The organism is Rheinheimera sp. UJ51, from assembly GCF_020819615.1.
Classification (GTDB): Bacteria; Pseudomonadota; Gammaproteobacteria; order Enterobacterales; family Alteromonadaceae; genus Alishewanella; species Alishewanella maricola.
The window spans coordinates 42,255-66,859 of record NZ_JAJHOG010000004.1 but is presented as its reverse complement, the minus strand read 5'-3'; the positions used below and the strand labels follow the sequence as shown (position 1 = coordinate 66,859).

The following is a 24,605-nucleotide window of genomic DNA, read 5'->3' as shown; positions in this document are numbered from 1 at the left end:
GCGAGGTTAGGCCTACTTACTTTTTAACAATAAAAGTACCGGCTTCTACTTCAGCCAAGGTAGGTAATGCAGCCATTGCACCAATAGTGGCACAGACTAAACCACTCACTTTACCGGCAAAAGCCACGAAATCGGCAATTTGCTCACGATAAAAATGTTCGCCAGCCGCCGTTTGCGACATCTTAAACAATACCGCACCAATAAAAGAGTCACCCGCCCCTGTGGTGTCGATGGCGGTTATTTCATAAGCTGGCACTAAAGTCTGCTGCCCCAGATGTGAAATTAAACAGCCTTTAGGGCCCAGAGTAACCAGTACAATCTTCACGCCTAAATCATGAAAGTACTGACAGCCTTTTTGCATATCGGTTTCATTACTTAACAATACTAATTCGTCATCGCTTACTTTAACGATATCGGCCAGCGCAAAATAGTGCTCGCACTTAGCTTTAAATTCTTCTTCACGGTTTTGCCACAGGCCAATTCTAAAATTGGGATCGAAACAAATGATATTACCTTTGCGTTTAGCGGCAGTAGCCAAACGTAAATAACTGGCGCTAAGTTCGCCACCCAGTAAAGCCGTGGCTGAACCTAAATGTACAATGGCATCATCGGTTAATTGCTCAATTGCTGCATCGCTCAGGCACAGTTGCTCATCGGCACCGCGGTTAAACGCAAATTCACGCTCGCCGTTATCCGCTAATGACACAAAAGCAAAAGTGGTCGACATCGGTAACGTCGACACAAAATCCGTGTTCACATGATAGGCTTTAATTTCTTCAGTTAAATACTGACCATAAGGGTCGTTACCCACGGCCGCTACCAACGAAACATCCGCACCTAATTTACCAATACAGGCCGCCACATTCGCCGGCGCACCACCTGATTTTTTCACGTAATTTACGCCGTTAACTAAGCCTGCGTTCGTATCTGTACAAACAAAGTCAATTAACATTTCGCCGATGCACACAACTTTCATTTACGCTTCCTTTTTACTAGGTTATTTACTGGATGCTTCGTTACAATACAATTTAAACATCAATAAGTTAGAGTTTTAGCTCGACTTTAGCCTACTGCGCCACAAGGGGTTTATTATAACAGAAGCCGTACAAGATTACGGCGAAAAACAGCATAAATATAATAGCGTTCAGCATTTTGAGTGGGGTGTAAAAAGAGCCAATAACCGTGATGTTTTAAGCAAAACCTCAGCTTAAAACATCTGCATTTAGGACTAAATGGCCAGGCTAAATGGGCTAAAAACACAAGAAAACAAAACCTATTTAGGGCAATACAATGGTTTTCATACGAATAATTAGCGGCTAAATGGAAAACCAATATCAAGCGAGATATAAATTTAAATCATTAAAATGCGACTTAAAGCAGTGAATTTACCAATAAAAAAACCCGTAAAGCAGCGCTTTACGGGTTTTTAACACATCGAAAAAAGATGCTTGGGCAGATTACATCATGCCGCCCATGCCACCCATGCCGCCCATATCAGGCATTGCAGGCGCATCATCTTTTGGTAATTCAGTTACCATGGCTTCGGTGGTGATCATCAGTGAACCTACAGAAGCAGCAAACTGCAGTGCAGAACGCGTTACTTTAGTTGGGTCAAGGATACCCATTTCTAACATGTCGCCATAAACATCCGTCGCGGCATTGTAACCGTAGTTACCTGTGCCTTCTTTCACTTTGTTTACAACCACTGACGGCTCTTCACCAGCGTTAGAAACGATTTGACGCAGTGGTGCTTCCATTGCGCGTAGCGCAATTTTGATACCGTGCGTTTGATCTTCGTTTGCACCCGTCATGCCCACTAAAGAAGCAGCAACACGAACTAAAGCTACACCACCGCCAGGCACTACGCCTTCTTCTACTGCTGCGCGAGTTGCATGCAGCGCATCTTCAACACGGTGCTTCTTCTCTTTCATTTCGATTTCAGTCGCCGCACCGACTTTGATTACCGCTACACCGCCAGCAAGTTTCGCCAGACGCTCTTGCAGTTTCTCTTTATCGTAGTCAGAAGTGGCTTCTTCGATTTGCTGACGAATTTGCTTCACACGACCATCGATAGCCGCTTGATCACCGGCACCATCAATAATAGTGGTGTTATCTTTCGTGATAACCACGCGCTTAGCAGTACCTAAATCTTCCAGCGTGGCTTTTTCTAATTCCATGCCGATTTCTTCAGAAATCACAGTACCGCCAGTCAGTGTGGCAATGTCTTGTAACATTGCTTTACGACGATCGCCGAAACCTGGGGCTTTAACCGCAGAGATTTTCACGATGCCGCGCATGTTATTTACCACTAAAGTCGCTAAGGCTTCGCCTTCAACGTCTTCTGCAATAATTAACAATGGCTTGCCTGATTTTGCTACACCTTCTAATACCGGTAGTAATTCACGGATATTCGAAATTTTCTTATCAACCGCTAAGATGTAAGGGTTATCCAGTTCAACCTGGCCGGCTTCTTGGTTGTTGATGAAGTAAGGAGACAGGTAACCACGGTCGAATTGCATACCTTCAACCACGTCTAACTCGTTGTTCAGGCCTTGACCTTCTTCAACGGTGATCACGCCTTCTTTGCCTACTTTGTCCATGGCTTCGGCAATAATGTTACCGATTTCTTCGTCAGAGTTAGCAGAAATAGTACCTACTTGCGCAATCGCTTTGCTGTCGGCACAAGGCTGAGAAAGTTTTTTCAGCTCTTCAACGGCAGCAATTACCGCTTTGTCGATACCGCGCTTTAAATCCATTGGATTCATGCCAGCAGCAACGGCTTTAACACCTTCATTGATGATGTTTTGCGCTAATACCGTTGCGGTAGTGGTACCGTCACCGGCTTCGTCATTGGCTTTAGACGCGACTTCTTTCACCATCTGTGCGCCCATATTCTCGAACTTGTCTTCTAGCTCGATTTCTTTGGCAACAGAAACACCGTCTTTAGTGATAACAGGTGAACCGAATGACTTATCTAAAATAACATTACGGCCTTTTGGGCCTAAGGTAACGCGTACTGCGTTAGCCAGAATATTTACGCCTTTCAGCATTTTATTGCGAGCTTCGTCGCCAAAACGTACGTCTTTTGCAGCCATGTTGTATATCCTCAAATGCGATTAATAATTGATCAGTGAAGTGTGAAAATTAATCCAGAATCACACCTAAGATGTTGTCTTCTTTGGTGATAACATATTCCTGACCATCAATTTTTTCTGTGCGCTCTACATAAGCACCGAACAATACTTTGTCGCCAACTTTTACTTCTAGTGGCTTAACGTTACCGTTATCTAAGATACGACCATTGCCAACTGCAACGACTTCACCACGGGTAGATTTTTCGGCAGAAGCCCCGGTCAGCACGATGCCGCCAGCTGATTTGCTTTCAGCTTCGGTACGTTTGATGATGACACGATCATGTAATGGACGAATATTCATGCTCTATCTCCTAAAGCGAGTTTTATGTTTAACAAGGGTGTTAAATTGTGTGTTCGCTATATGGGGCGCTGAGGAAAAAATTCCAAGGGCTGTTGTAAAAAAACCTGCATTTTTTTAAGGTCGCTTTCGCTTATAATCACTTTTCACTGTGCTTCAGATTGGGAACCGCCGATGACGCCCTATTTATTGATTCTCTGTAATTGCCCTGATGACAGCAGCGCACAACGCATCACCGAATGCTTACTGTCCCAGCAGTTAGTCGCTTGTATCAATCGATTACCGGATATTCGTTCCAGTTACCGCTGGCAAGGCCAAATTGAGCACAGTGTGGAAATACAATTGCAGTTAAAAGCACCAGCCGTTAACTTTACCGCAATAGAACAAGCCATCTTGGCCATTCACCCGTACACTGTGCCAGAAATTATTGCTTTACCGCTGACTCGGCTGCATGCACCCTACGGTCAATGGATAAATGAGGTAACCCTAGGTGATCATTAAACGTTTTTATTTGCTGCTTTTAAGCTTGGTTCTCACCCTAGCCTTAACGGGCTTTGCGCAAGCACAACAAAGCAATGCACTAGCGAACAACAATTCGGTATTAAATAGCCTACTGCAAGCGCAGCCGCAATTTCTGCCAGTTGAACAAGCCTTTGTGTTGGATTACCGGCAACAAGATGGCGCTTTATTACTGAATTGGACTATCGCTGATGGCTACTACATGTATCGCGATAAATTTAAACTCGGCGGCGTAGCCGTCAGTTTTTCTCACCCCACCTACCCTGCTAGCATGACCATTGAAGACGAGTTCTTTGGCAAAACCGAGGTGTATTACCATCAATTGCAATTAAAGATCCCGTTAAGCGATATTGATGAAGACGCTATTTTTCGTGTGCAATATATGGGTTGCGCTGAAGCCGGTTTTTGTTATCCGCCGAAAAGCGTTGACATTCCATTATTGCAACTGACAGACGGCACAGCACTACCCAGTACAGTAGATATTGATGCCGACACGTCTTCAAACGCGATATCGAGTCAATATGGCTTAATGGATAAGCTTAATCAGGGTTCTTTATTGGCAAGCTTGGGAGTGTTTTTTCTATTAGGCTTGGGTTTATCTTTTACACCTTGTGTCTTTCCGATGTATCCCATTTTAAGCGGTATCATCGTTGGACAAGGGAAACAACTTTCGACTCGTCGTGCATTTGGTTTATCCATGTCTTATGTGCAAGGCATGGCACTGACTTACTCTGCTCTTGGGTTGCTGGTCGCCAGCCTGGGGGTGAAGTTTCAAGCTTGGCTGCAACATCCCAGTGTTCTTATTGTTGCCTCCGTCATCTTTGTCGTTTTAGCCCTAGCAATGTTTGGTGTATTTAATTTTCAATTACCATCCAGTTGGCAGGCGAAAATCTCAGGGCTTAGCAATAAACAACAGGGCGGCTCGTTAAAAGGCGCTTTTGTCATGGGCGCGTTATCAGGCTTAATTGCTTCGCCTTGTACCACTGCACCGCTATCAGCCGCGCTATTGTATGTGGCACAAAGTGGCGATTTAGTCGTTGGGGCCTTAACCCTGTATATCCTGAGTTTAGGGATGGGGCTGCCTTTACTGCTGCTCGGCACATCCGGTGGCCGTTTACTACCCAAAGCGGGCAATTGGATGAATGCGGTAAAAAACATCTTTGGTTTCTTGTTATTGGCTGTACCTTTGATTTTGTTAGAAAGATTTTTGCCTTACAGCACCATCTTATTAATGGGTACTGGCTTAACGCTAGTATTGGTGGTGTATTTATATCGGCTGTTATTTACGCTGCAAAACCCAAGTGGCAAAGCGATATTAGCCGTCATAGCACAATTGCTGTTACTTGGTGCTTTTTGGCTTAACTTAAACCACTGGCGTCCAGCATCAACACTGGCAGCGCCTAGCCCGCAAAGCAGCGAGCAAGCTGGTTACAACGTTAATGCACTGGGCTTTATTGAAATAGAAACCGCCGAAGATCTGGCCGAACAATTAAAACTGGCGGCTGCGGCGGGGCAATACACCATGGTCGATCTGTATGCGGAATGGTGTGTGGCCTGTAAAGAGTTTGAGCAACTGACCTTCCCCAAACCGGAAGTGACGGCCTTAACGTCGCAAATGCGTTTAATTAAAATTGATGTTACCCGTATGTCACGCGCCGACGCAGCGTTATTGGATAGCTACCAAGTACTCGGTTTACCCACCCTGTTATTCTTTGCTCCTGATGGCACGGAACTAACCCAAAGCCGTGTTACGGGCTTTCAAGCTGCTGCGCCTTTTGCCGCGCATTTAAATAGCATCATCAATTAAAGTCTGTCGGCGAACAATAAAGTTCGCCGAAGCTGGCAAAACTGACGTTGCGGGCATCGCTCGCAACAGACATCCAGACGCCCACTGGCTGATAAGACCAGTATTTTGCTGCCATTTGCTGCGATTTCACTATAATAAGGCAGGTAACTGCCAGTTGGCTCTCGACAACCAGACCGGTTTCGCCCTAAAGTGCTGCATTAACTTCAGCAAACAAGGCGTTTGTTGGTGGTAGCAGCATTTTATAAGTGGATAGGGAAAGATGGCAGCAACTTTGCGCATATTACTGTTAAATGGCCCAAATTTAAATATGTTGGGCGTTCGTGAGCCGGCCACCTATGGTGCTGCCAGCTTAGCGGATATTGTTAGCGCATTGCAGCAACAAGCCGCTTCCTTAGATGTGCAATTACAAGCCCTGCAATCTAATGCTGAGCATGAATTAATCAACGCCATCCACCAAAGCTATCAACAGCAAGATTTTATTATTATTAACCCAGGTGCTTATACCCATACCAGCATTGCACTGCGCGATGCGTTGTTAGCGGTTGCGATCCCTTTTATCGAAGTACACTTATCTAATGTACATGCGCGGGAAAGTTTTCGGCATCACTCTTATTTATCCGATATTGCCCGAGGCGTGATCTGCGGCCTCGGCGCTAAAGGCTATCATTACGCTTTAGACGCGGCAGTATCTTATTTACACTCACATAATCAAACCTAACTCAATCAGGCGAAAGACATGGATATTAGAAAAATTAAAAAATTAATTGAATTGCTGGAAGAGTCTGGCATTTCTGAATTAGAAATTACTGAAGGCGAAGAATCGGTACGCATCAGTCGCCATGGCCCCGCACAACATTATGCGCCACAACCTATGCATTATGCGCCAGCGCCAATGCAGGCGCCTGCTCCAGCGCCAGCGGCACCTGCGGCAGCCGCAGTGGAAGCAAAACCGGTAGTCACGGGTCATGTTATGAAATCACCGATGGTGGGTTCTTTCTATCGTGCTGCATCGCCAACGTCGAAAAATTTCGTGGAAGTGGGTCAAGCCGTTAAAGTGGGTGACACCTTATGTATTGTTGAAGCCATGAAGATGATGAACCAAATCCAAGCCGATAAAGCGGGTGTGGTAAAAGAAATCTTGGTTGAAAACGGCGAGCCGGTTGAATTTGACCAGCCAATTTTTATTATCGAATAACATTAAGGCTGACTAATGTTAGAAAAAGTCCTGATAGCCAACCGAGGCGAAATTGCCCTACGCATTTTGCGTGCGTGCAAAGAGCTCGGTATCAAAACGGTAGCAGTACACTCTACTGTTGACCGTAATTTAAAACACGTGTTGTTAGCTGACGAAACCATTTGTATTGGCCCAGCACCTTCACCGCAAAGCTACTTAAATATACCCGCATTAATTGCGGCTGCTGAAGTGACTAATGCGCAAGCGATCCACCCAGGCTATGGTTTCTTGGCTGAACGCGCCGATTTTGCGCAACAAGTTGAAGAAAGCGGCTTAGTGTTTATCGGCCCACACCCGGATTCTATCCGCCTAATGGGTGACAAAGTGTCAGCCATTGAAGCGATGAAAAAAGCCGGTGTGCCATGCGTGCCGGGCTCTGATGGTGCGGTTGGCGATGACGCTGCTGTTAACATGAAGATTGCAAAGCGCATCGGGTATCCGATTATCGTTAAAGCGGCTGGCGGCGGCGGTGGTCGTGGTATGCGAGTGGTGCGTACTGAAGAAGAATTAGTCAGCTCTATCGAGATGACGAAAGCCGAAGCGAAAGCCGCTTTTGGTAATGACATGGTGTATATGGAGAAATTCCTGGAAAACCCACGTCATATCGAAATTCAAGTTTTAGCTGATGGCCAAGGTAACGCCATCCACTTAGGTGAGCGTGACTGTTCAATGCAGCGTCGCCACCAAAAAGTGGTAGAAGAAGCGCCAGCGCCGGGTATTACCCCAGAACTGCGTGCCTTTATCGGTGGTCGTTGTGTCGATGCCTGTAAAGTGATGAATTACCGTGGTGCCGGTACTTTTGAGTTCTTATTTGAAAATGGTGAGTTCTTCTTTATCGAGATGAACACCCGTATTCAAGTAGAGCACCCGGTTACCGAAATGATTAGCGGTGTCGACTTAATTAAAGAGCAACTACGTGTTGCCTCGGGTATGCCGTTGACCATCAAGCAAGAAGACATCGTTATCCGTGGCCATGCCATTGAGTGTCGGATCAATGCTGAAGATCCAGTGAGCTTTATCCCATCACCGGGTAAGATCACGCGTTTCCATCCACCGGGTGGTAATGGTATTCGCTGGGACTCGCACATCTATGCTGATTACACGGTGCCACCAAACTATGATTCGATGGTCGGTAAGTTAATCACCTACGGTGAGACCCGTGATATCGCTCTGGCGCGGATGCGCAATGCCTTAGACGAGTTATTAGTGGAAGGTATCAAAACCAACATCCCACTGCATAAAGACATTATGCGCGATGCCGGTTTCTGTAAAGGCGGTACCAATATCCATTATCTGGAAAAGAAATTGGGTATTAAATAACAGCGTTTTACTCACGTGAAACTGAAAAGGGCCTGCGGGCCCTTTTTCTTTTGGCATTCATTGGATCTCTGCTGGTTGCAGGCGCTATAATAAGCGCCTTTTTTCGCTTGTAGAGAACCGCTATGCCTTGGATCCAATTACGCGTCACGACCACTGAAAAGAAAGCCGAACAGGTCAGCGACATGCTAATGAGCTGGGGGGCGCAGGCGGTCACCTTTCTGGATGCGCAAGACACACCGATCTACGAGCCGATGCCAGGTGAAGTGATTTATTGGGCCAATACCGTGGTGATGGGGCTATTCGATGCCGAACACCCGATGCAAAAAGTCATTGCGCAGCTTGAAAGCACTGCATTATTTAAAGAAGGCGTCAGCTACAAGCTAGAACAGTTAGAAGATAAAGACTGGGAACGCGAATGGATGGATAACTTTCATCCGATCAAATTTGGCGAGCGGCTATGGGTATGCCCAAGCTGGCGCCCTATCCCCGATCCGACAGCCGTGAATGTGATGCTAGATCCCGGCCTGGCGTTTGGTACCGGCACTCACCCAACGACCGCATTGTGCATGCAATGGCTCGACGCGCACATTAGCCATGGCCAAACCGTGGTCGACTTTGGTTGCGGCTCAGGTATTTTAGGTATTGCAGCGTTAAAACTGGGTGCCAGCCGTGTTATTGGCGTGGATATCGACCCACAAGCCATTATGGCCTCACGTGCCAACGCGGAACGTAACGATGTGCTAAATCAAATAGAATTATACTTACCTAAAGATCAGCCACAACTTCAAGCCGATGTGGTGGTGGCCAACATCTTAGCCGGCCCCTTAGCTGAACTATCCAGCATTATTAGTGCCTATGTAAAGCCGGGGGGCTTATTGGCGCTCTCGGGTATTCTGCAAAGCCAAGCGCAAAGTGTGATCGATGCCTATGCCGCTGAGTTTACTTTTGATCCCATTGCCGAACAGGAAGAATGGGTACGTTTAAGCGCTAGAAAAAACGCCTAATTCAGCGTCTATTCAGTCAGGCTTTTGAGTTTTGGGTTGGTGATAAAAACAACAACAACACAATTATCTTTTTATCGACATCAGCACTGGCGCTAACATAAGCTTGAGAAAACACGGCTTTTCAGCCTTTTAGGGAATGTCAATCCCTGAAAGGTCAAAAAAAAGCAGGTTTTGTTTAAATAATAACCTTTGCTTTAGTGACAAAAATCCGTAAACTTAGCGCCCCTTGGAGGTAGAGCCTTGGATTCAGTGGTGCGCATAGGTCCATATCAGTTAGCGAATAAGGTAGTTTGTGCTCCGATGGCTGGAGTAACCGATCACACTTTTCGTGAGCTTTGTCGGCGTTTCGGTGCAGCTTTAGCTGTGTCAGAAATGCTGTCGAGCAATCCGCTGGTCTGGCAGAGTGAAAAATCACAGAATCGCATGGGCCATCGTCAGGAGTCTGGGATCCGTTCGGTGCAAATTGCCGGCAGTGATCCTGAACAAATGGCGGCAGCAGCCCGTTACAATGTCGAGATTGGCGCACATATTATCGACATTAATATGGGATGCCCTGCCAAGAAGGTAAATAAAAAACTGGCGGGTTCTGCTTTATTGCAGTATCCCGAGTTGGTTGAACAGATTATCCAAGCGGTGGTTAACGCCGTTGACGTCCCTGTAACGTTAAAAATTCGTACAGGTTGGGATCCGGATAATCGCAATGGCGTGCAAATTGCGCGTATTGCTGAAGATAATGGCATACAGGCACTCGCGGTACATGGCCGTACCAAAGCTTGTATGTATAAAGGAGAAGCTGAGTACGACACCATTGCCGCAATTAAGCAGCAGGTATCGATACCAGTAATGGCGAATGGTGATATTACCACCCCGGAAAAAGCACGTTTTGTGCTGGACTACACCGGAGCTGACGCCGTGATGATTGGCCGAGCAGCTCAAGGACGACCATGGATTTTTCGGGAAGTAGTACATTATTTGGCAACAGGACAGAAATTAGCCGCACCTTCAGTTTTAGAAGTGCAGCAAATCCTGTTGGAGCATGTGCAAGGCTTACACCAATTGTATGGTGAACACGCCGGTGCCCGTATCGCCCGCAAACATGTGGGGTGGTATTTGGCAGAGCATGATCCACAAGGACTTTTTCGCAGTGAATTCAATGGCATTGAGCTGGCGTTAACGCAGCTTGATGCATTAAATGACTATTTTCATAAACTAGCAGCCACCTAACGTAAAAGAGAAAAAGCAATGTTTAATTCGAACGTTACTTCGCCATTTATTACTAACGCCCACGTACAAACTCAGGAAAAGCCACAGGCTTTATCTAACGCCGCGCAAAAAGCCGTTGCTAACTATCTGCAACAGTTAAACGGCCAAGATGTTAACGACCTGTACGAGCTGGTTTTATCTGAATTAGAACGCCCGCTACTGGAAGAAGTGATGAAATATACCCGCGGCAATCAAACACGCGCCGCTAACTTAATGGGTATCAACCGCGGTACGCTGCGTAAGAAACTTAAACAATACGGCATGTCGTAATGCCACGCAGGGTTCGGCCCTGCTACCAAGCACCTTCGGGTGCTTTTTTATTAGCTGGATCAGAGTAAAACTTCGCTGCTAAGCTCTGTTCCAGCCCGGCTTACGCCATGTCACTCTTTCTTTTAGCTACAACGAGATAATCCTGATGAGCACACTTCGTCCTGTCCGCCGCGCCCTTTTGAGCGTATCTGATAAAACCGGTATTGTTGAATTCGCCAAGGCACTCAGCGCCATGCAAGTAGAGATTTTATCTACCGGTGGCACAGCTAAATTATTAGCCGAGCAAGGTATTGCCGTAATTGAAGTTTCTGATTACACCGGCCACCCTGAAATTATGGATGGTCGTGTTAAAACGCTACACCCGAAAATTCATGGTGGTATTTTAGCGCGCCGTGGCATCGATGAAGCCGTGATGACGGCAAATAACATCGGCCCTATCGATTTAGTTGTCGTGAACCTTTACCCATTTGCTAACACCGTAGCCAAAGCGGATTGCTCATTAGCTGATGCCATTGAGAATATCGATATCGGTGGCCCAACAATGGTGCGTGCTGCCGCTAAAAACCATCAAGACGTGACAATTATTGTTAATGCTCACGATTACGCGATGGTACTGGCTGAAATGCAAGCACATGACGGTGCCACCACTCATGCTACGCGCTTTAGTTTAGCTATCAGCGCCTTTGAACATACCGCACAATATGATGGCATGATCGCCAATTACTTCGGCGCCATGTTACCGGCTTATGACACGCCCACCGCGCCGGCGAGCAAGTTCCCTCGCACCTTTAATAGCCAATTCGTGAAAAAACAAGATTTACGTTACGGCGAAAACAGCCATCAAACGGCGGCGTTTTACGTACAAGCCGGCGCCAATGAAGCATCGGTTGCCAGCGCCACACAATTGCAAGGTAAGGCCCTGTCTTACAACAATATTGCCGATACCGATGCCGCTTTAGAGTGTGTAAAAGAATTTGCCGAACCGGCCTGTGTGATCGTTAAGCACGCCAACCCTTGTGGTGTGGCTATTGGTGAAAACATTCTGGCGGCTTATAACCGCGCTTATGCAACCGATCCTACCTCAGCGTTTGGCGGCATTATCGCCTTTAACCGCGAGTTAGATGAGACTACGGCGAAAGAAATCGTTAGCCGTCAATTTGTTGAAGTGATTATTGCCCCTAGCGCCACCGCTGCTGCGGTCGCGGTTGTCGCCACTAAGCCGAATGTACGGTTATTAGTGTGTGGCGAATTTGCTGCCGCCAGTGCTGCCGTGGATATCAAGCAAGTCAACGGTGGTATCTTATTGCAAGACCGCGATCAAGCCACTGTAACAGCGGCTGATTTAAAGGTAGTGAGTCAGCGCCAGCCCACCGAACAAGAGTTAAAAGATTTATTGTTCTGCTGGAAAGTCGCCAAGTTTGTGAAATCGAATGCCATTGTTTATGTGAAAGACAGCATGACCATTGGCGTCGGCGCCGGCCAAATGAGCCGCGTGTACAGCGCAAAAATCGCTGGTATCAAAGCCGCGGACGAAAACTTAGAAGTCAAAGGCTCTGTCATGGCCTCTGATGCTTTCTTCCCGTTCCGCGACGGTATTGATGCTGCCGCTGCTGCGGGTATTACTGCGGTGATCCAGCCAGGTGGTTCAATGCGCGATGCCGAAGTAATCGCTGCCGCAGATGAGCACGGTATGGCGATGGTGTTTACCGGTGTACGCCATTTCCGTCACTAAACATCTGCTTTAACTGTAAAAAGGCCGCGTAGCGGCCTTTTCTATTCCAAAGTCACGATCAGTTTCCATCCAGCGTAAAATCACCTGATAAAATGGGCTTTAAATCATCCGTCGCGCGGTTGTAAACATAGACCCAAGCAGTAACCGCTGCACCATTTTGTAGGGTGACGGGTTGTTTAAGTCGCAGATATTCAGTGGGGCTAGCAAAACCAGGGCCGCACTCTTCATAGGCATCCAGCTCTGTGAGTAAATTTGCAGCTTTCGCTAGCTGATAAACTTCACCGACAACCTGCCAAGCGGGGTCGTTACTTGGCACGGCACCGGGGTAATAATCGACCAAATACAGCTTAGCCTGCAAACCACCCAGCCCGACGAGGCTGGCATATTGCTGCAGTAACTGATAGCAACGATTGCCAGCTGCCCGGCGCGGGGCATGTTGGCGAAGCGTGCCATAGACAAATAAATATTCTGACATGAACAAAGTCCGGATTAATAGTCGCCTGCCATTTTACATAAATTCAGTCTGAACTCCCCCTTCCTGCACAAAACGATACCTCATTGCACCGCAAACAAGCCAGTTTAACGCTGTTGGGTGGCAAAACCGCTAAGCCATTGGCTGAAAAAGCAGATATCAGCCTAACGCCACCACAACAGCAAGCGCTGATTGATGACTATGCTTCTACTCAAAAGCCGTGGCATTATCCCAACTTAGCCCCATTGGGCACCGGGCTGTCTACTGATACCAGCACGATAGCACCATCTTCTCTGGCAAAACCGGTAACCAGACACTCTGACTGCATAGGGCCGATTTGCTTAGCTGGAAAATTTACCACTGCCATGACCTGCTTACCCAATAATTGCTCTTTACTATATAAGCTGGTGATCTGGGCACTGGATTTTTTGATACCAATGTCGCTGCCAAAATCTAATTGCAGTTTATAGGCGGGTTTTCGGGCCTCAGGAAAATCGTCTACAGCGATAATGGTGCCTACCCGAAGTTCTACTTTGGCAAAGTCTTGCCAGCTGATGGTTTCCATTACACCCTCTGCGTTAAGCTGCTATGCTAATCAAATTAAAGTAAACCGGAGAACGCCATGGCGCAATGGTTAAATGCGACGATAGCGGAAACAATTCACTGGACCGGAAATTTATTCAGCTTAAAAGCCAAGACCGGGCCACTCCCTTTTATTGCAGGTCAGTTTGTCAGACTGGCCATTGATGGCCCTGAAGGAAGGATTCAGCGCGCTTATTCACTGGTTAACCCACCTGACAGCGAATATCAGGAGTTTTTAGTCAGCACCGTTGCCGATGGCTTGTTATCGCCGTTATTACAGCAATTAACGCCTGGCGATACGCTGGGAATTAGTCAGCCGGCTACTGGTTTTTTTATTCTGGATGAAGTACCTGACGGCGACAACTTGTGGCTGATTGCCACTGGCACCGGCATAGGCCCCTATTTATCGATGCTAGCCACCGCTGAACCTTATCAGCGCTTCGCCCATATTATTCTAGTACACAGTGTCAGCAACGCAGCCGATTTAACCTATAAAGACCTGATAGCCAGCTTTGTGGCAAAGTATCCCGAACAGTTACACTATCAGCCGATCGTTACCCGGGAAACCTACCCTGGTGCCCTGCAAGATCGGATACCCAAATTAATAAACAGCCAGCAGTTACAACAACAGTGCGGTCAGTTGCTAAACCCAAAATCACAGGTAATGCTTTGTGGTAACCCACAAATGATTACCGACACTAAAGCCTTATTGGAAGGCATGGGTTTAACCAAAAACCTGCGGCGTAACCCCGGCAATATTACAGTTGAGCAGTATTGGAAATAATGTTGTCTTGGCTTTGATAACGTTTTGAGCGTAACGCCGTTAAAAAATGCCGGCCAAAGAACGTAATATACCGTTATGCAAAGAGGGTTCGGCTTCTTCCCACGTTAAATTGGCTTTATTGGCAAAGCCTAGCAACTTCACCTGATATTTACGCCGATCGGTATGTTGCTCCCACAACAATTCTAACTGGCCACTGTCCCCTTGCCATAAGCGCTGTTCGCTTTGTTCCAGCACAGGCTCATCGCTGTCTGGGGTAATCCGCTCGGCAATTTGAATATCGGCTAACAAGGTAAAGTATTTATCTTTCACCAACTGATTACCGACATATTCCGCGCCCACAATCACCGCAACTACGGCTAAAGCACGCACCACATCTTTGGTATCAAGATCAGTAGAAAAGCCGGCATCGGCATAAACTACACCTGGGCCAGACGCGCGACGGCGCGTTGCCGGCGTGTTATTGGCAACAACACTGCTACCCGGGCGCATAAACTCGGCAATTTGTTGCTCACTCATGCCGTATTGTTCACGTAACACTTGCTGCGGCGGTTGGTTTAATACGGTACGAATATTGACCTGCAACCAATACTGCGCAGCACTAGGTGAATTAACTAACTGATAACCGCGCGCCGAAAGTAACGAGGCCACATCACGCATTAACGGCCGTTGATACTCCGCCGCCGTTTGTCGAATGTCTAAAAATACCGTGCGCAGCTCAGTTTCCACCGGATCTAAATAAATGGTTTCGCTCATGCGCATTTGCACATCAAGCTTGCCCTTACTCACTGAGGTATGCAGCGCGCCGCAGCCGGATAACAGCAGTAAACCACTTAAGATCGCGCCTTTGCACAGCAACGACATTTAGAATAGCCCAGCTAAAGCACGCGCGACGCCATCGGTTAACGGCTGTGCCGCCGCTTCCCATTTTAGGTTTGCTTGATTAGCTGAACTGACAATGCGTGTTTGATATTTACGCATATTGGTTTGCTGAGAATAACTTGACCGAGTACTGCCACTATCACCTTGCAACAACGTATGCTCAGAACGTTCTTGTACTTGGCCAGAAAATCTCTCCATAATTTGAATATCGGTGATCACGCTGTAATAAACATCTTGTACCATGGCATCCACTACCGTTCCGACCACGGCACCCGCCACCGCTGCACCTGCCGTACCGCCAACAGACCCCCCTGTTGAACGATGGATCACCGCACCCGTTACTGCACCACCAACCGCACCGGGGCCGGCAGCAAGCGCTCCTTGACTATCACGAGCATTGCTACGACCAACTTGTAACACATTTGCCTGTAACCAGTAGTGGGCTTTTGAGGGGCTATCAATGACTTGATAACCGCGACTGCGCAGCGTCAAGATCACTTCTTCGCGCACATTAAATTCAGGCTTGTCAGAGGTATTACGAATATCAACATAGACCGTGCGTAATTCAGGATCGACTGGCTCAAGAAAAATACTTGAGCTCATTTTAGTTTGCACATCTAACTGTCGTTTAGCCACACTGGTATGCAGTGCGCCACAGGCAGTTAAACTGAATAAAGCCGCTACAGCAAGCAATCGAGTCAGTAGGTTCATCAAGATATCCCAAAGGTTTTAGACAAGCATAGACTTATTCTGCGGTTACTGGCTGAATATTATCTGAACAACCCCAGCTATTTATCAAGTTTTTAACCCTTTACTGCAACAGACAAATTAAGAAACACCGAGGCAAATGCTTTACTTTTTTCAAGCAGCCGCTACAATATGCGCCGCTCTTTTGATTGTTCTTTATACAGCTCTTTTTAAAATAAGGTAATCGCTATGCATCCGATGTTAAACATCGCCATTCGTGCTGCCCGTACCGCGGGTAATATTATTGCACGAGCTTGTGGCCAGCTCGACATGGTTGAAAAACTGCAGAAAGGCAGCAACGACTTTGTTACCAACGTTGACCGCGAAGCTGAACAAGCTATTGTTGCGGTGTTAAAAAAATCTTTTCCAACCCATGGTATTGTCGGTGAAGAACATGGCGATTACGGTAACAACGACAGTGAATTCCAGTGGATTATTGATCCGTTGGATGGCACAACCAACTTCATCAAAGGCATTCCACACTTTGCCGTTTCTATTGCCTTAAAACATCAAGGTAAACTAGACCAAGCCGTTATTTTCGATCCGCTACGTGGTGAATTGTTCACGGCGTCTCGCGGTCGTGGTGCACAATTAAACGGTACGCGTATTCGGGTAAATAACCTGCCAGATATGCAAGGCAGTATTTTAGCCACCGGTTTTCCTTTTAAAGCCAAACACCATTTAGACAGCTACAGCAAAATCTTCAACGCGTTTTTTGCCGACTGCGCCGACATGCGTCGTACCGGTTCTGCCGCCTTAGATTTAGCTTATGTCGCTGCCGGTCGTTTTGACGGTTTCTGGGAAATTGGCTTAAAGCCTTGGGATATCGCCGCAGGTGAACTGATCATCCGCGAAGCCGGTGGTATGGTCTGTGATTTTGCTGGTGGCAATAACCACATGAAAAGCGGCAACATTGTTGCAGCCAGCCCAAAAGTATTGCAAGCTATGGTGAAAGGCATGCGGCCACACCTGTCAGAAACGTTAGCAAAATAAGTTATACGGCCAGCGCTGTGCGGCCATCGCCACAGCGCTAATCTTAGCGGGTAATCTATCCGCTGATGGTTGCACTGCTCGCAGGCCTGCTCACAGCCTGACTAAGCTGGACGCTTTAGCGTCCTTCTCTCAGCCAGTAAAAGGTTTAGCATGCAAGAAATCATTAGCACTATCGCCTCGATAAAATCGTGGTCAGAGGCCAATCTTCACCTTGCTATGTGGTTAGGCATAGCGATTCTATTATCACTTTCTTGGCTAGCCAATTTTCTGGTTAAGCATATTCTGCTGCGCAGCGTTTTCAGCTTATTAGGTTTAAAGAAAAGTCAGTGTGAGCAACGCGGCTTAGATTTTCGTTTTGTTAATCGGCTTTCCAATGTCGTACCTGCGCTGGTTATATCAACCTTAGTCAATCGCGTACCGCTATTACCCGAACTGCTGGTGCAGGTTACCATTAACGTGACTAACGCCTTTATTGTGCTGACTATCGCTATTGCGCTGAGTAATCTGTTAACGCTGATTAACTCTTTATACGCCCGACGCGAAGATGCACGCAGTAAGCCGATTAAAGGCTATATCCAACTGCTGAAAATTGTGATTTACGCGGTCGCGGTGATTTTGATGATTGCCTCGCTGTTCGACCGCTCGCCTTTGATTTTACTGTCTGGCCTAGGTGCGATGGCCGCGGTATTGATGCTGATTTTCCAAGACACTATCCTATCGTTAGTGGCCAGTGTGCAAATCTCGTCTAACGACGTGATCCGCGTGGGTGACTGGGTTGAAATGCCACAACTGCATGCCGATGGTAATGTTATTGATATCGCCCTACACACGGTAAAAATACAAAACTGGGATAAAACCATTACCACTATCCCCACGCGCCGCTTTATGACCGATCCGTTTAAAAACTGGCGTGGCATGCAAGACTCTGGCGGCCGACGCATTAAACGTAGCTTAATGCTCGATCAACAAAGTGTGCACTTTTTATCAGAAGAACAAATCAAAAAGCTCAGTCGTTTTCGGTTATTAACCCAATATATTAGCGATAAGCAGGCTGATATTGCGGCGTGGAATGCTGAACTGAAAGAGCAAGGTCGCGAGCCGGTGAATACTCGGCGCATTACTAATTTAGGTACTTTCCGCGCCTATGTTACGCAGTATCTAAAAAGTCATCCGCATGTGCATCAAGACATGACCATGATGACGCGGCAATTAGCACCCACTCCAGAAGGCTTGCCACTGGAGATCTATTGTTTTACTAATACCATTGCTTGGGTTGCCTATGAAGGGATCCAATCGGATATTTTCGATCATCTGTTCGCGATCTTGCCCGAGTTTGGATTAAGTGTGTACCAGCACCCTAGTGGCAAAGACTTACAAATGTTACGTCTGACATCAGGCCAAGCCCCCTCGGCAGCGTCACAGCAAATTACCGAGTAACGCTAAAACAGGCCATGGCGACAGTGCAGGCTGCGCCATGGCAGGCATTCAAGGCTTAATCAGCGGTAACTGACGCTCATGCCATTCACGAAACCCACCCGCCAAGCTGAACACCTGTTGATAGCCCATCTGCTGCAGGGTTAACGCCGCTAAAGCCGAGCGGTAACCGCCACCACAATACAGCACGATTTTTTGTTTTTTATCGGCAACCGTCTGCTCGATATCACGCTCAATAATCCCTTTGCCCAGATGCATCGCTTCAGGAAAGTGCCCCTGTTGCCATTCGTGATCTTCTCGAATATCTAACAATACATAAGGCTGTTCGTGAGCTAAAAGCTCATCGATGCTGATTTCTTTGATCTGTTGTTTGGCGGCTTCAACCAGTGCGATAAAGCCTGCAGCATGTTGCTTACTCATATTTTACCCATAAAAAATGCCAGTCACAGACTGGCATTTTTAACACAGTTTTCGCTAAATTACATTAACGGCTCGGTACCTTCACCTTCTTTCTCAGGTGGGGGTGGCGGTAACATATCATCGCGGTTTAAGCCCAGCTGTACCGCAATACCACTGGCCACAAAGATCGAAGAGTAAGTACCAATGGCGATACCAAATAACAGTGCAGTGGCAAAGTTATGGATCAAGGCGCCACCCATGTAAAACAACACAACCAATACAATAATCGTGGTTAATGACGTAACAACCGTTCGGTTTAGCGTTGAGGTTACTGCGTCATTGACGGTTTCTTCTGGCGTGCTATCACGTAATTTGCGGAAACTTTCCCGGATCCGGTCAAACACCACGATAGTATCGTTAATTGAGTAACCAATCAGCGCTAGGATCGCCGCTAGTACCGTCAGGTCGAACTCAAGTTGTAACAAGGAGAAAAGACCCAGGGTAATAATGACATCGTGTCCTAACGCTAATACCGCGCCTAATGACAAGCGCCACTCAAAACGCATCCCCACGTACAACAAGATACCAATTAACGCCGTCAGCATGGCTAAGCCACCCTGCTCTTTTAATTCGTCACCCACCGAAGGGCCAACAAATTCAATACGACGCATTTCAATCGGCGTAGCAGAGGTTTCGGATAACGCCGCCATAATCTCATTCGAGATCCGGCTTTGCTCTACCCCTTCTCTTGGTGCAATTCGTATCGCGACATCTTGGCTTGAGCCAAAATATTGCACTACCGCATCGGCATAACCGCGTTCGGCTAAAATGGCACGCACTTGGGTCAGATCAGCGTTTTGGGTGTAACCCACTTCGATAACCGTACCGCCGGTAAAATCCAGCCCCCAATTGATGCCTTTTGTGAACAACAAGCCAAACGAGCTTAGCAGTAACACGATAGACAGCATCAGCGCTGGCATCTTAAAGCGCATGAAATTGAGAGGTTCGTTAAAACTAAATATTCTCACACCAAGCTCCTTACATCGGTAACGACTGTACGCGACGGCCGCCCCAGAATAAATTAACCAGCAAGCGGGTACCCACTACTGAAGTAAAGATCGAGGTTAAAATACCGATAGCTAAAGTGATGGCGAAGCCTTTCACTGGGCCAGTACCAATTCCAAACAGGATCAACGCCACTAATAATGTGGTGATATTCGAGTCAGCGATTGTCGCAAAAGCACGGTCATAGCCTTGATGGATGGCTTGTTGAATCGAACGGCCTTCGGCAATTTCTTCACGGATCCGTTCAAATATCAGCACGTTAGCATCAACGGCCATACCGACAGTTAACACAATACCCGCCATACCCGGTAAAGTTAGGGTGGCACCGGGGATCATCGACATAAAGCCAATAATTAACACCAGGTTAGCGACCAACGCCAAGTTGGCGATTAAACCGAACACTCGGTAGTAGATCACCATAAAGATCAATACCACCACCATACCCCACATAATAGCCGTCATACCTAGATCGATATTTTCCTGACCGAGGCTTGGCCCTATGGTGCGTTCTTCGATGATTTGCGTAGGCGCAATCAGGGCACCGGCACGCAGTAACAAGGCGAGGTTTTGCGCTTCAGCAGGGTTACCAATACCGGTAATACGGAAACTGCGACCCAAGCGCGCTTGAATGGTCGCGGCATTGATCACTTCTTCCTGCTTAATCAGTACTGGCGTGCCATCGGCTTGTAATTGCTCACCCGGTTTATATTCAATAAACACGGTAGCCATACGCCGACCAATCGCTTCACGAGTGGCATTCGATAATAAATTACCGCCTTGCGCATCCAATGAAATATTCACCTGTGGCTGGCTGTATTCATCGTAACTTGAGCTGGCATTGGTGATGTGTTCACCGGTCAGCATCACGCGGTTTTCCAGTAAGAAAGGTTGGCCACTGCGGTCATAATACAAACCTGAACCAGGTGGTAAACGACCATTCAAGGCCGCACCTAAGTCACCTTGCTCGTCGACTAAACGAAACTCGAGTGTTGCCGTTGCGCCCAAAATCTCTTTAGCTTGCGCCGGATCTTGTACGCCAGGTAATTGCACGATAATACGATCAGCGCCTTGACGCTGTACCAGCGGCTCAGCTACCCCAATTTCATTCACCCGATTACGAATAATGGTGATGTTCTGCTCTAACGCATATTCACGAATTTCGCGCAGACGGTTTTCGCTTAAGGTCACTTGTAGGCTAAATTCAGCAGGGCCGTCAGTGAACACTAACTCACGGTCCAGTTTGCCTAATGCCGTGCGAGCCGCTTGCACATCTTCAGCTGAGCGCAATTGCAGTTGCACCATGCCGCGATCTACATCTGCAGAAACCGAACGGTAGCGCACTTTAGCTTCACGTAAGTCGGCACGGAACGCACCCACCATGTCATTGATGTTTTTATCAATGGCCGCTTTCATGTCTACTGCCATTAAAAAATGCACACCACCACGTAAATCTAAGCCTAACTTCATTGGTGTTGCACCAATGCCAGCCAGCCAATCGGGGGTGGTGGGCACTAAATTTAATGCCGTAACATAGTTAACAGTACCCAATAAATTAATGGCAATTTGCCGCGCTCGCAGCTGATCTTCAGCAGATTGAAAGCGCGCTAACAGCTGACCATTTTCCAGTGTTACCGATTTTGGCGTAACACCTTCACTGATAAAGCCTTGCTCCAACTGTTGGCGAGTGCTTTCTAACACCACGCCCCCACGGGTTGCATTAATATTCAGCGCCGGATCTTCCGGATATAAATTTGGCATTGCGTAAACTAATGCCAGTAGCAGTACCCCGATAACGACCAGGTACCGCCAAAGCGGATTTTGGTTTAACACGAATACATCCTTTCGTTAGCAGTGCCGCTTATAACGACTTTAAAGTACCCTTAGGTAATACCGCACTGATAGCGGATTTTTGTACTGTAACTTCAGTACTGTCATTTAATGCCACAACGACAAAGTCTTTATCTTCAGCAATTTTAGTAATGCGACCGACAATACCGCCTTGCGTCAGCACTTCATCACCTTTACCTAAAGCCGACATCAGGTTGCGATGTTCTTTTACACGCTTGGCTTGTGGGCGGTAGATTAAAAAGTAAAAAATCAAACCAAACGCCAACAACATAATAATTAAATCCCAACCACCACCTTGTGGTGCGGCAGCGGTATCGGCATAGGCTTGGTTAATGAATAAACTCATGGTTGTCCCCTTAATGTTAAAATCAGTTATTCTGTTAATTCTGCGTCCAGCGATGGTACTGGCATACTTCTTTTTGCGTAAAATTCTGCTACAAAAGCAGACAAGTTACCAGCGGCAATAGCTGCGCGCAATCCCTGCATCAGCTTCTGATAATGATGCAGGTTGTGAATGGTGTTTAAACGCGCGCCTAAAATCTCGTTGCAGCGATCTAAATGATGTAAATAGGCCCGAGAATAATTTTTACACGTGTAACAATCACAGTCTTTATCTAACGGCGCGGTATCGGTTTTATGCTTGGCGTTGCGGATTTTAATCACGCCATCACTGACAAACAAATGGCCATTACGGGCATTGCGTGTCGGCATGACGCAATCGAACATATCCACACCACGGCGTACCGCTTCAACTAAGTCTTCTGGTTTGCCTACACCCATTAAATAACGCGGCTTGTTCGCCGGCATTTTATCGGTGGTGTGGTTTAGAATATTAATCATATCGGCTTTGGGTTCACCTACCGATAAACCGCCAATAGCATAGCCGTCAAAACCAATTTCTTCTAACCCGGCTAGTGAAATGTCACGCAAATGCGGATACATGCCACCTTGGATAATACCAAATAACGCTGACGGGTTATCGCCATGCGCATCTTTTGAACGTTTCGCCCAGCGCAGCGATAATTCCATTGATTTACGAGCTTGTGGCTCGGTCGCCGGATAAGGCGTACATTCATCAAAGATCATCACGATATCTGAACCCAGATCGCGCTGCACTTCCATTGAGCGTTCTGGCGTTAACATGATGCGTTCGCCATTTAGCGGCGAGCGAAACTTAACGCCTTCTTCGGTGATTTTGCGCAGTTCGCCAAGGCTAAATACCTGAAAACCGCCTGAGTCAGTTAAGATGGGTTTATGCCAATGCATAAAATCATGCAGGTCACCGTGTAACTTAATAATGTCAGTGCCCGGACGCAGCATTAAGTGAAAGGTGTTACCTAAGCAAATTTGCGCACCGGTGGCATCTAACTCTTCTGGTGTCATGCCTTTTACCGTGCCGTAAGTTCCCACGGGCATAAAGGCAGGGGTATCCACCACACCACGATCAAAAATAAGTTGGCCACGACGGGCTTTACCGTCAGTAGCAAGTAATTCAAATTTCAAAATTTACCTCTTCTGGCCGGAAAAACAGTCCGGCTCGTCATTATTAGCGTTTTGCCGCAATATGGCCGCGCGCAATCGGCGGCCATTATAGCAGTATTCAGCCAGCGGCTTAACTAATAAACATCGCGTCGCCATAGGAATAGAAGCGATATTGCTCTGCAATAGCGGTTTTATATGCCTGTAATACATGTTGTTGGCTACTAAAGGCGGACACCAGCATAATCAGTGTCGATTCGGGTAAATGAAAGTTGGTGATCAATGCATCAATGACTTGAAAGCGATAACCCGGGTAAATAAAAATTTGGGTATCGCCACTGTAAGGTTGCAGCTGACCGCCATGCTGTGCCGCAGCGGATTCAAGCGAGCGCACTGAGGTGGTGCCTACGGCGACTACCCGATTGCCGCGCGCTTTACATGCTGCAACGGCCTCCACCACCTCTTGCTCCACTTCAATGTATTCAGCATGCATTTTATGCTCTAACACCGAATCAACGCGTACCGGCTGAAAAGTACCGGCGCCAACATGCAAAGTCACATAAGCAAATTGCACACCTTTGGCCGCTAATTGATCTAACAAGGGCTGGTCAAAGTGTAAACCTGCTGTAGGTGCAGCCACGGCACCGGGTTTCTTGTTATACACCGTTTGATAACGGGCTTTATCTTCTTCGGTATCAGGGCGTGCAATGTAAGGGGGTAACGGCATATGCCCCAGCCTGTCTAGCATGGCGAATACCGGCTCATCACCCAGTAACTCTAATTCAAATAAGGTATCGTGCCGTTGACGCATCACCACTTTAGCCGAGTTCTCTAACAATAATTCTGTGCCGGGTTTTGGCGCTTTACTGGCACGAATATGCGCTAAAAAACGCTGTGGGTCCAAGACGCGTTCGACCAACACTTCAACTTGGCCGCCAGAAGCTTTTTGACCAAACAAACGGGCGGGGATCACGCGTGTGTTGTTAAACACTAACAAATCGCCAGGGTTGAGCAAATCAAGCAGTTCTTTGAAGATATGATGGCGCAGTTCACCCGTTTGGCGCTGCATGGCCAGTAAACGACTGGCTGAGCGCTCAGCCTGTGGTTGACTGGCAATTAGGTGTTCAGGTAACTCAAAACTAAAATCTTTCACTAACATAGCGTTGTCCTTGGCTTTACCGGCCAAATCCGGCGGCGCTATGTTAGCAAATTTATCAAGGGCTTGTTGACATTTGATGGTTGTTTTTGCAGCTGAGTGGCTGGTATTTATACAAGGCAGAGCTTGTGCCGTGTAGTTATTCTACATAAACAAGCGACCCGTTTGTATGGAGCAAACGGGAAC

The 24,605-nt window shown here is 47.2% G+C and carries 25 protein-coding genes; 12 read left to right on the top strand and 13 right to left on the bottom strand.

Translation table 11 applies throughout. The features are described from left to right. Positions 1 to 16: 16 nt before the first annotated feature. From LMJ53_RS06180 to LMJ53_RS06170, 3 genes are all read right to left on the bottom strand, one after another. Positions 17 to 976: a carbohydrate kinase family protein gene (locus tag LMJ53_RS06180; protein WP_229585288.1), complete on the bottom strand. Its 960-nt coding sequence runs from the start codon at positions 974 to 976 to the stop codon at positions 17 to 19. 481 nt (positions 977 to 1,457) lie between these two features. Beyond that, the gene (gene groL, locus LMJ53_RS06175) at positions 1,458 to 3,095 is read right to left on the bottom strand and encodes a chaperonin GroEL (protein WP_226749493.1); all 1,638 of its coding nucleotides are present in this window, start codon (positions 3,093 to 3,095) and stop codon (positions 1,458 to 1,460) included. Between the two features lie 49 nt (positions 3,096 to 3,144). Next, positions 3,145 to 3,435: a co-chaperone GroES gene (locus LMJ53_RS06170; RefSeq protein ID WP_226749492.1), complete on the bottom strand. Its 291-nt coding sequence runs from the start codon at positions 3,433 to 3,435 to the stop codon at positions 3,145 to 3,147. Between the two features lie 171 nt (positions 3,436 to 3,606). On the opposite strand from LMJ53_RS06170, the gene cutA reads away from it, so the two are divergent. From cutA to purH, 9 genes are all read left to right on the top strand, one after another. Beyond that, a complete protein-coding gene (gene cutA / locus LMJ53_RS06165) occupies positions 3,607 to 3,933 on the top strand; it encodes a divalent-cation tolerance protein CutA (RefSeq protein WP_229585287.1) in 327 nt (108 codons plus the stop codon). Beyond that, positions 3,923 to 5,758: a protein-disulfide reductase DsbD gene (locus LMJ53_RS06160; protein WP_229585286.1), complete on the top strand. Its 1,836-nt coding sequence runs from the start codon at positions 3,923 to 3,925 to the stop codon at positions 5,756 to 5,758. Before cutA ends, LMJ53_RS06160 begins: the two co-directional genes overlap by 11 nt. 259 nt (positions 5,759 to 6,017) lie before the next feature. Further along, the gene (gene aroQ / locus LMJ53_RS06155) at positions 6,018 to 6,476 is read left to right on the top strand and encodes a type II 3-dehydroquinate dehydratase (protein ID WP_229585285.1); all 459 of its coding nucleotides are present in this window, start codon (positions 6,018 to 6,020) and stop codon (positions 6,474 to 6,476) included. A gap of 18 nt (positions 6,477 to 6,494) precedes the next feature. Then, complete coding sequence (accB, locus tag LMJ53_RS06150; protein WP_229585284.1) at positions 6,495 to 6,953, top strand: acetyl-CoA carboxylase biotin carboxyl carrier protein; 459 nt, start codon at positions 6,495 to 6,497, stop codon at positions 6,951 to 6,953. Between the two features lie 15 nt (positions 6,954 to 6,968). Next, positions 6,969 to 8,312 (top strand): acetyl-CoA carboxylase biotin carboxylase subunit, encoded by a 1,344-nt coding sequence (gene accC, locus LMJ53_RS06145; RefSeq protein ID WP_226749487.1) that lies wholly within the window; start codon positions 6,969 to 6,971, stop codon positions 8,310 to 8,312. A gap of 122 nt (positions 8,313 to 8,434) precedes the next feature. Further along, positions 8,435 to 9,316, top strand: a complete 882-nt coding sequence (gene prmA, locus LMJ53_RS06140) for a 50S ribosomal protein L11 methyltransferase (protein WP_229585283.1) — start codon at positions 8,435 to 8,437, stop codon at positions 9,314 to 9,316. A 252-nt stretch (positions 9,317 to 9,568) separates the two neighbouring features. Further along, entirely contained in the window at positions 9,569 to 10,540 is a 972-nt protein-coding gene (gene dusB, locus LMJ53_RS06135; RefSeq protein WP_420778848.1) for a tRNA dihydrouridine synthase DusB, read from the top strand. Positions 10,541 to 10,558: 18 nt separating this feature from the next. Beyond that, the gene (gene fis, locus LMJ53_RS06130) at positions 10,559 to 10,849 is read left to right on the top strand and encodes a DNA-binding transcriptional regulator Fis (protein ID WP_068228306.1); all 291 of its coding nucleotides are present in this window, start codon (positions 10,559 to 10,561) and stop codon (positions 10,847 to 10,849) included. A 145-nt stretch (positions 10,850 to 10,994) separates the two neighbouring features. Next, positions 10,995 to 12,581, top strand: coding sequence for a bifunctional phosphoribosylaminoimidazolecarboxamide formyltransferase/IMP cyclohydrolase (gene purH / locus LMJ53_RS06125; RefSeq protein ID WP_229585281.1), 1,587 nt, complete (start codon positions 10,995 to 10,997; stop codon positions 12,579 to 12,581). A 58-nt stretch (positions 12,582 to 12,639) separates the two neighbouring features. Here the strand turns inward: purH and LMJ53_RS06120 are convergent, their stop codons facing one another. Together LMJ53_RS06120 and LMJ53_RS06115 are read right to left on the bottom strand one after the other, a co-directional pair. After that, positions 12,640 to 13,056: a gamma-glutamylcyclotransferase family protein gene (locus tag LMJ53_RS06120; protein ID WP_229585280.1), complete on the bottom strand. Its 417-nt coding sequence runs from the start codon at positions 13,054 to 13,056 to the stop codon at positions 12,640 to 12,642. Between the two features lie 223 nt (positions 13,057 to 13,279). Next, on the bottom strand, positions 13,280 to 13,618 hold the full coding sequence (locus tag LMJ53_RS06115) for a tRNA-binding protein (protein WP_229585279.1): 339 nt from the start codon (positions 13,616 to 13,618) through the stop codon (positions 13,280 to 13,282). A 57-nt stretch (positions 13,619 to 13,675) separates the two neighbouring features. On the opposite strand from LMJ53_RS06115, the gene LMJ53_RS06110 reads away from it, so the two are divergent. Further along, entirely contained in the window at positions 13,676 to 14,419 is a 744-nt protein-coding gene (locus tag LMJ53_RS06110; protein ID WP_229585278.1) for a ferredoxin--NADP reductase, read from the top strand. A 39-nt stretch (positions 14,420 to 14,458) separates the two neighbouring features. Here LMJ53_RS06110 and traT read toward each other — a convergent pair whose 3' ends face one another. Continuing rightward, positions 14,459 to 15,280, bottom strand: a complete 822-nt coding sequence (traT, locus tag LMJ53_RS06105; RefSeq protein ID WP_229585277.1) for a complement resistance protein TraT — start codon at positions 15,278 to 15,280, stop codon at positions 14,459 to 14,461. Beyond that, the gene (locus tag LMJ53_RS06100; protein WP_229585276.1) at positions 15,281 to 16,009 is read right to left on the bottom strand and encodes a complement resistance protein TraT; all 729 of its coding nucleotides are present in this window, start codon (positions 16,007 to 16,009) and stop codon (positions 15,281 to 15,283) included. A gap of 225 nt (positions 16,010 to 16,234) precedes the next feature. Here LMJ53_RS06100 and suhB point away from each other — a divergent pair, with 225 nt between their 5' ends. Continuing rightward, positions 16,235 to 17,038 (top strand): inositol-1-monophosphatase, encoded by an 804-nt coding sequence (gene suhB, locus LMJ53_RS06095; RefSeq protein WP_226749478.1) that lies wholly within the window; start codon positions 16,235 to 16,237, stop codon positions 17,036 to 17,038. 150 nt (positions 17,039 to 17,188) lie between these two features. Beyond that, a complete protein-coding gene (locus LMJ53_RS06090) occupies positions 17,189 to 18,475 on the top strand; it encodes a mechanosensitive ion channel family protein (protein ID WP_229585275.1) in 1,287 nt (428 codons plus the stop codon). A 48-nt stretch (positions 18,476 to 18,523) separates the two neighbouring features. Here the strand turns inward: LMJ53_RS06090 and LMJ53_RS06085 are convergent, their stop codons facing one another. From LMJ53_RS06085 to queA, 6 genes are all read right to left on the bottom strand, one after another. Beyond that, on the bottom strand, positions 18,524 to 18,892 hold the full coding sequence (locus LMJ53_RS06085) for a rhodanese-like domain-containing protein (RefSeq protein ID WP_229585274.1): 369 nt from the start codon (positions 18,890 to 18,892) through the stop codon (positions 18,524 to 18,526). A gap of 59 nt (positions 18,893 to 18,951) precedes the next feature. Beyond that, the gene (secF, locus tag LMJ53_RS06080) at positions 18,952 to 19,899 is read right to left on the bottom strand and encodes a protein translocase subunit SecF (protein WP_229585273.1); all 948 of its coding nucleotides are present in this window, start codon (positions 19,897 to 19,899) and stop codon (positions 18,952 to 18,954) included. Positions 19,900 to 19,909: 10 nt separating this feature from the next. Then, the gene (secD, locus tag LMJ53_RS06075) at positions 19,910 to 21,766 is read right to left on the bottom strand and encodes a protein translocase subunit SecD (RefSeq protein ID WP_229585272.1); all 1,857 of its coding nucleotides are present in this window, start codon (positions 21,764 to 21,766) and stop codon (positions 19,910 to 19,912) included. 28 nt (positions 21,767 to 21,794) lie between these two features. After that, on the bottom strand, positions 21,795 to 22,130 hold the full coding sequence (gene yajC / locus LMJ53_RS06070) for a preprotein translocase subunit YajC (protein ID WP_226749473.1): 336 nt from the start codon (positions 22,128 to 22,130) through the stop codon (positions 21,795 to 21,797). A 26-nt stretch (positions 22,131 to 22,156) separates the two neighbouring features. Continuing rightward, the gene (tgt, locus tag LMJ53_RS06065; protein ID WP_226749472.1) at positions 22,157 to 23,287 is read right to left on the bottom strand and encodes a tRNA guanosine(34) transglycosylase Tgt; all 1,131 of its coding nucleotides are present in this window, start codon (positions 23,285 to 23,287) and stop codon (positions 22,157 to 22,159) included. A gap of 109 nt (positions 23,288 to 23,396) precedes the next feature. Next, positions 23,397 to 24,422, bottom strand: coding sequence for a tRNA preQ1(34) S-adenosylmethionine ribosyltransferase-isomerase QueA (gene queA / locus LMJ53_RS06060; RefSeq protein ID WP_229585271.1), 1,026 nt, complete (start codon positions 24,420 to 24,422; stop codon positions 23,397 to 23,399). Positions 24,423 to 24,605 lie beyond the last annotated feature (183 nt).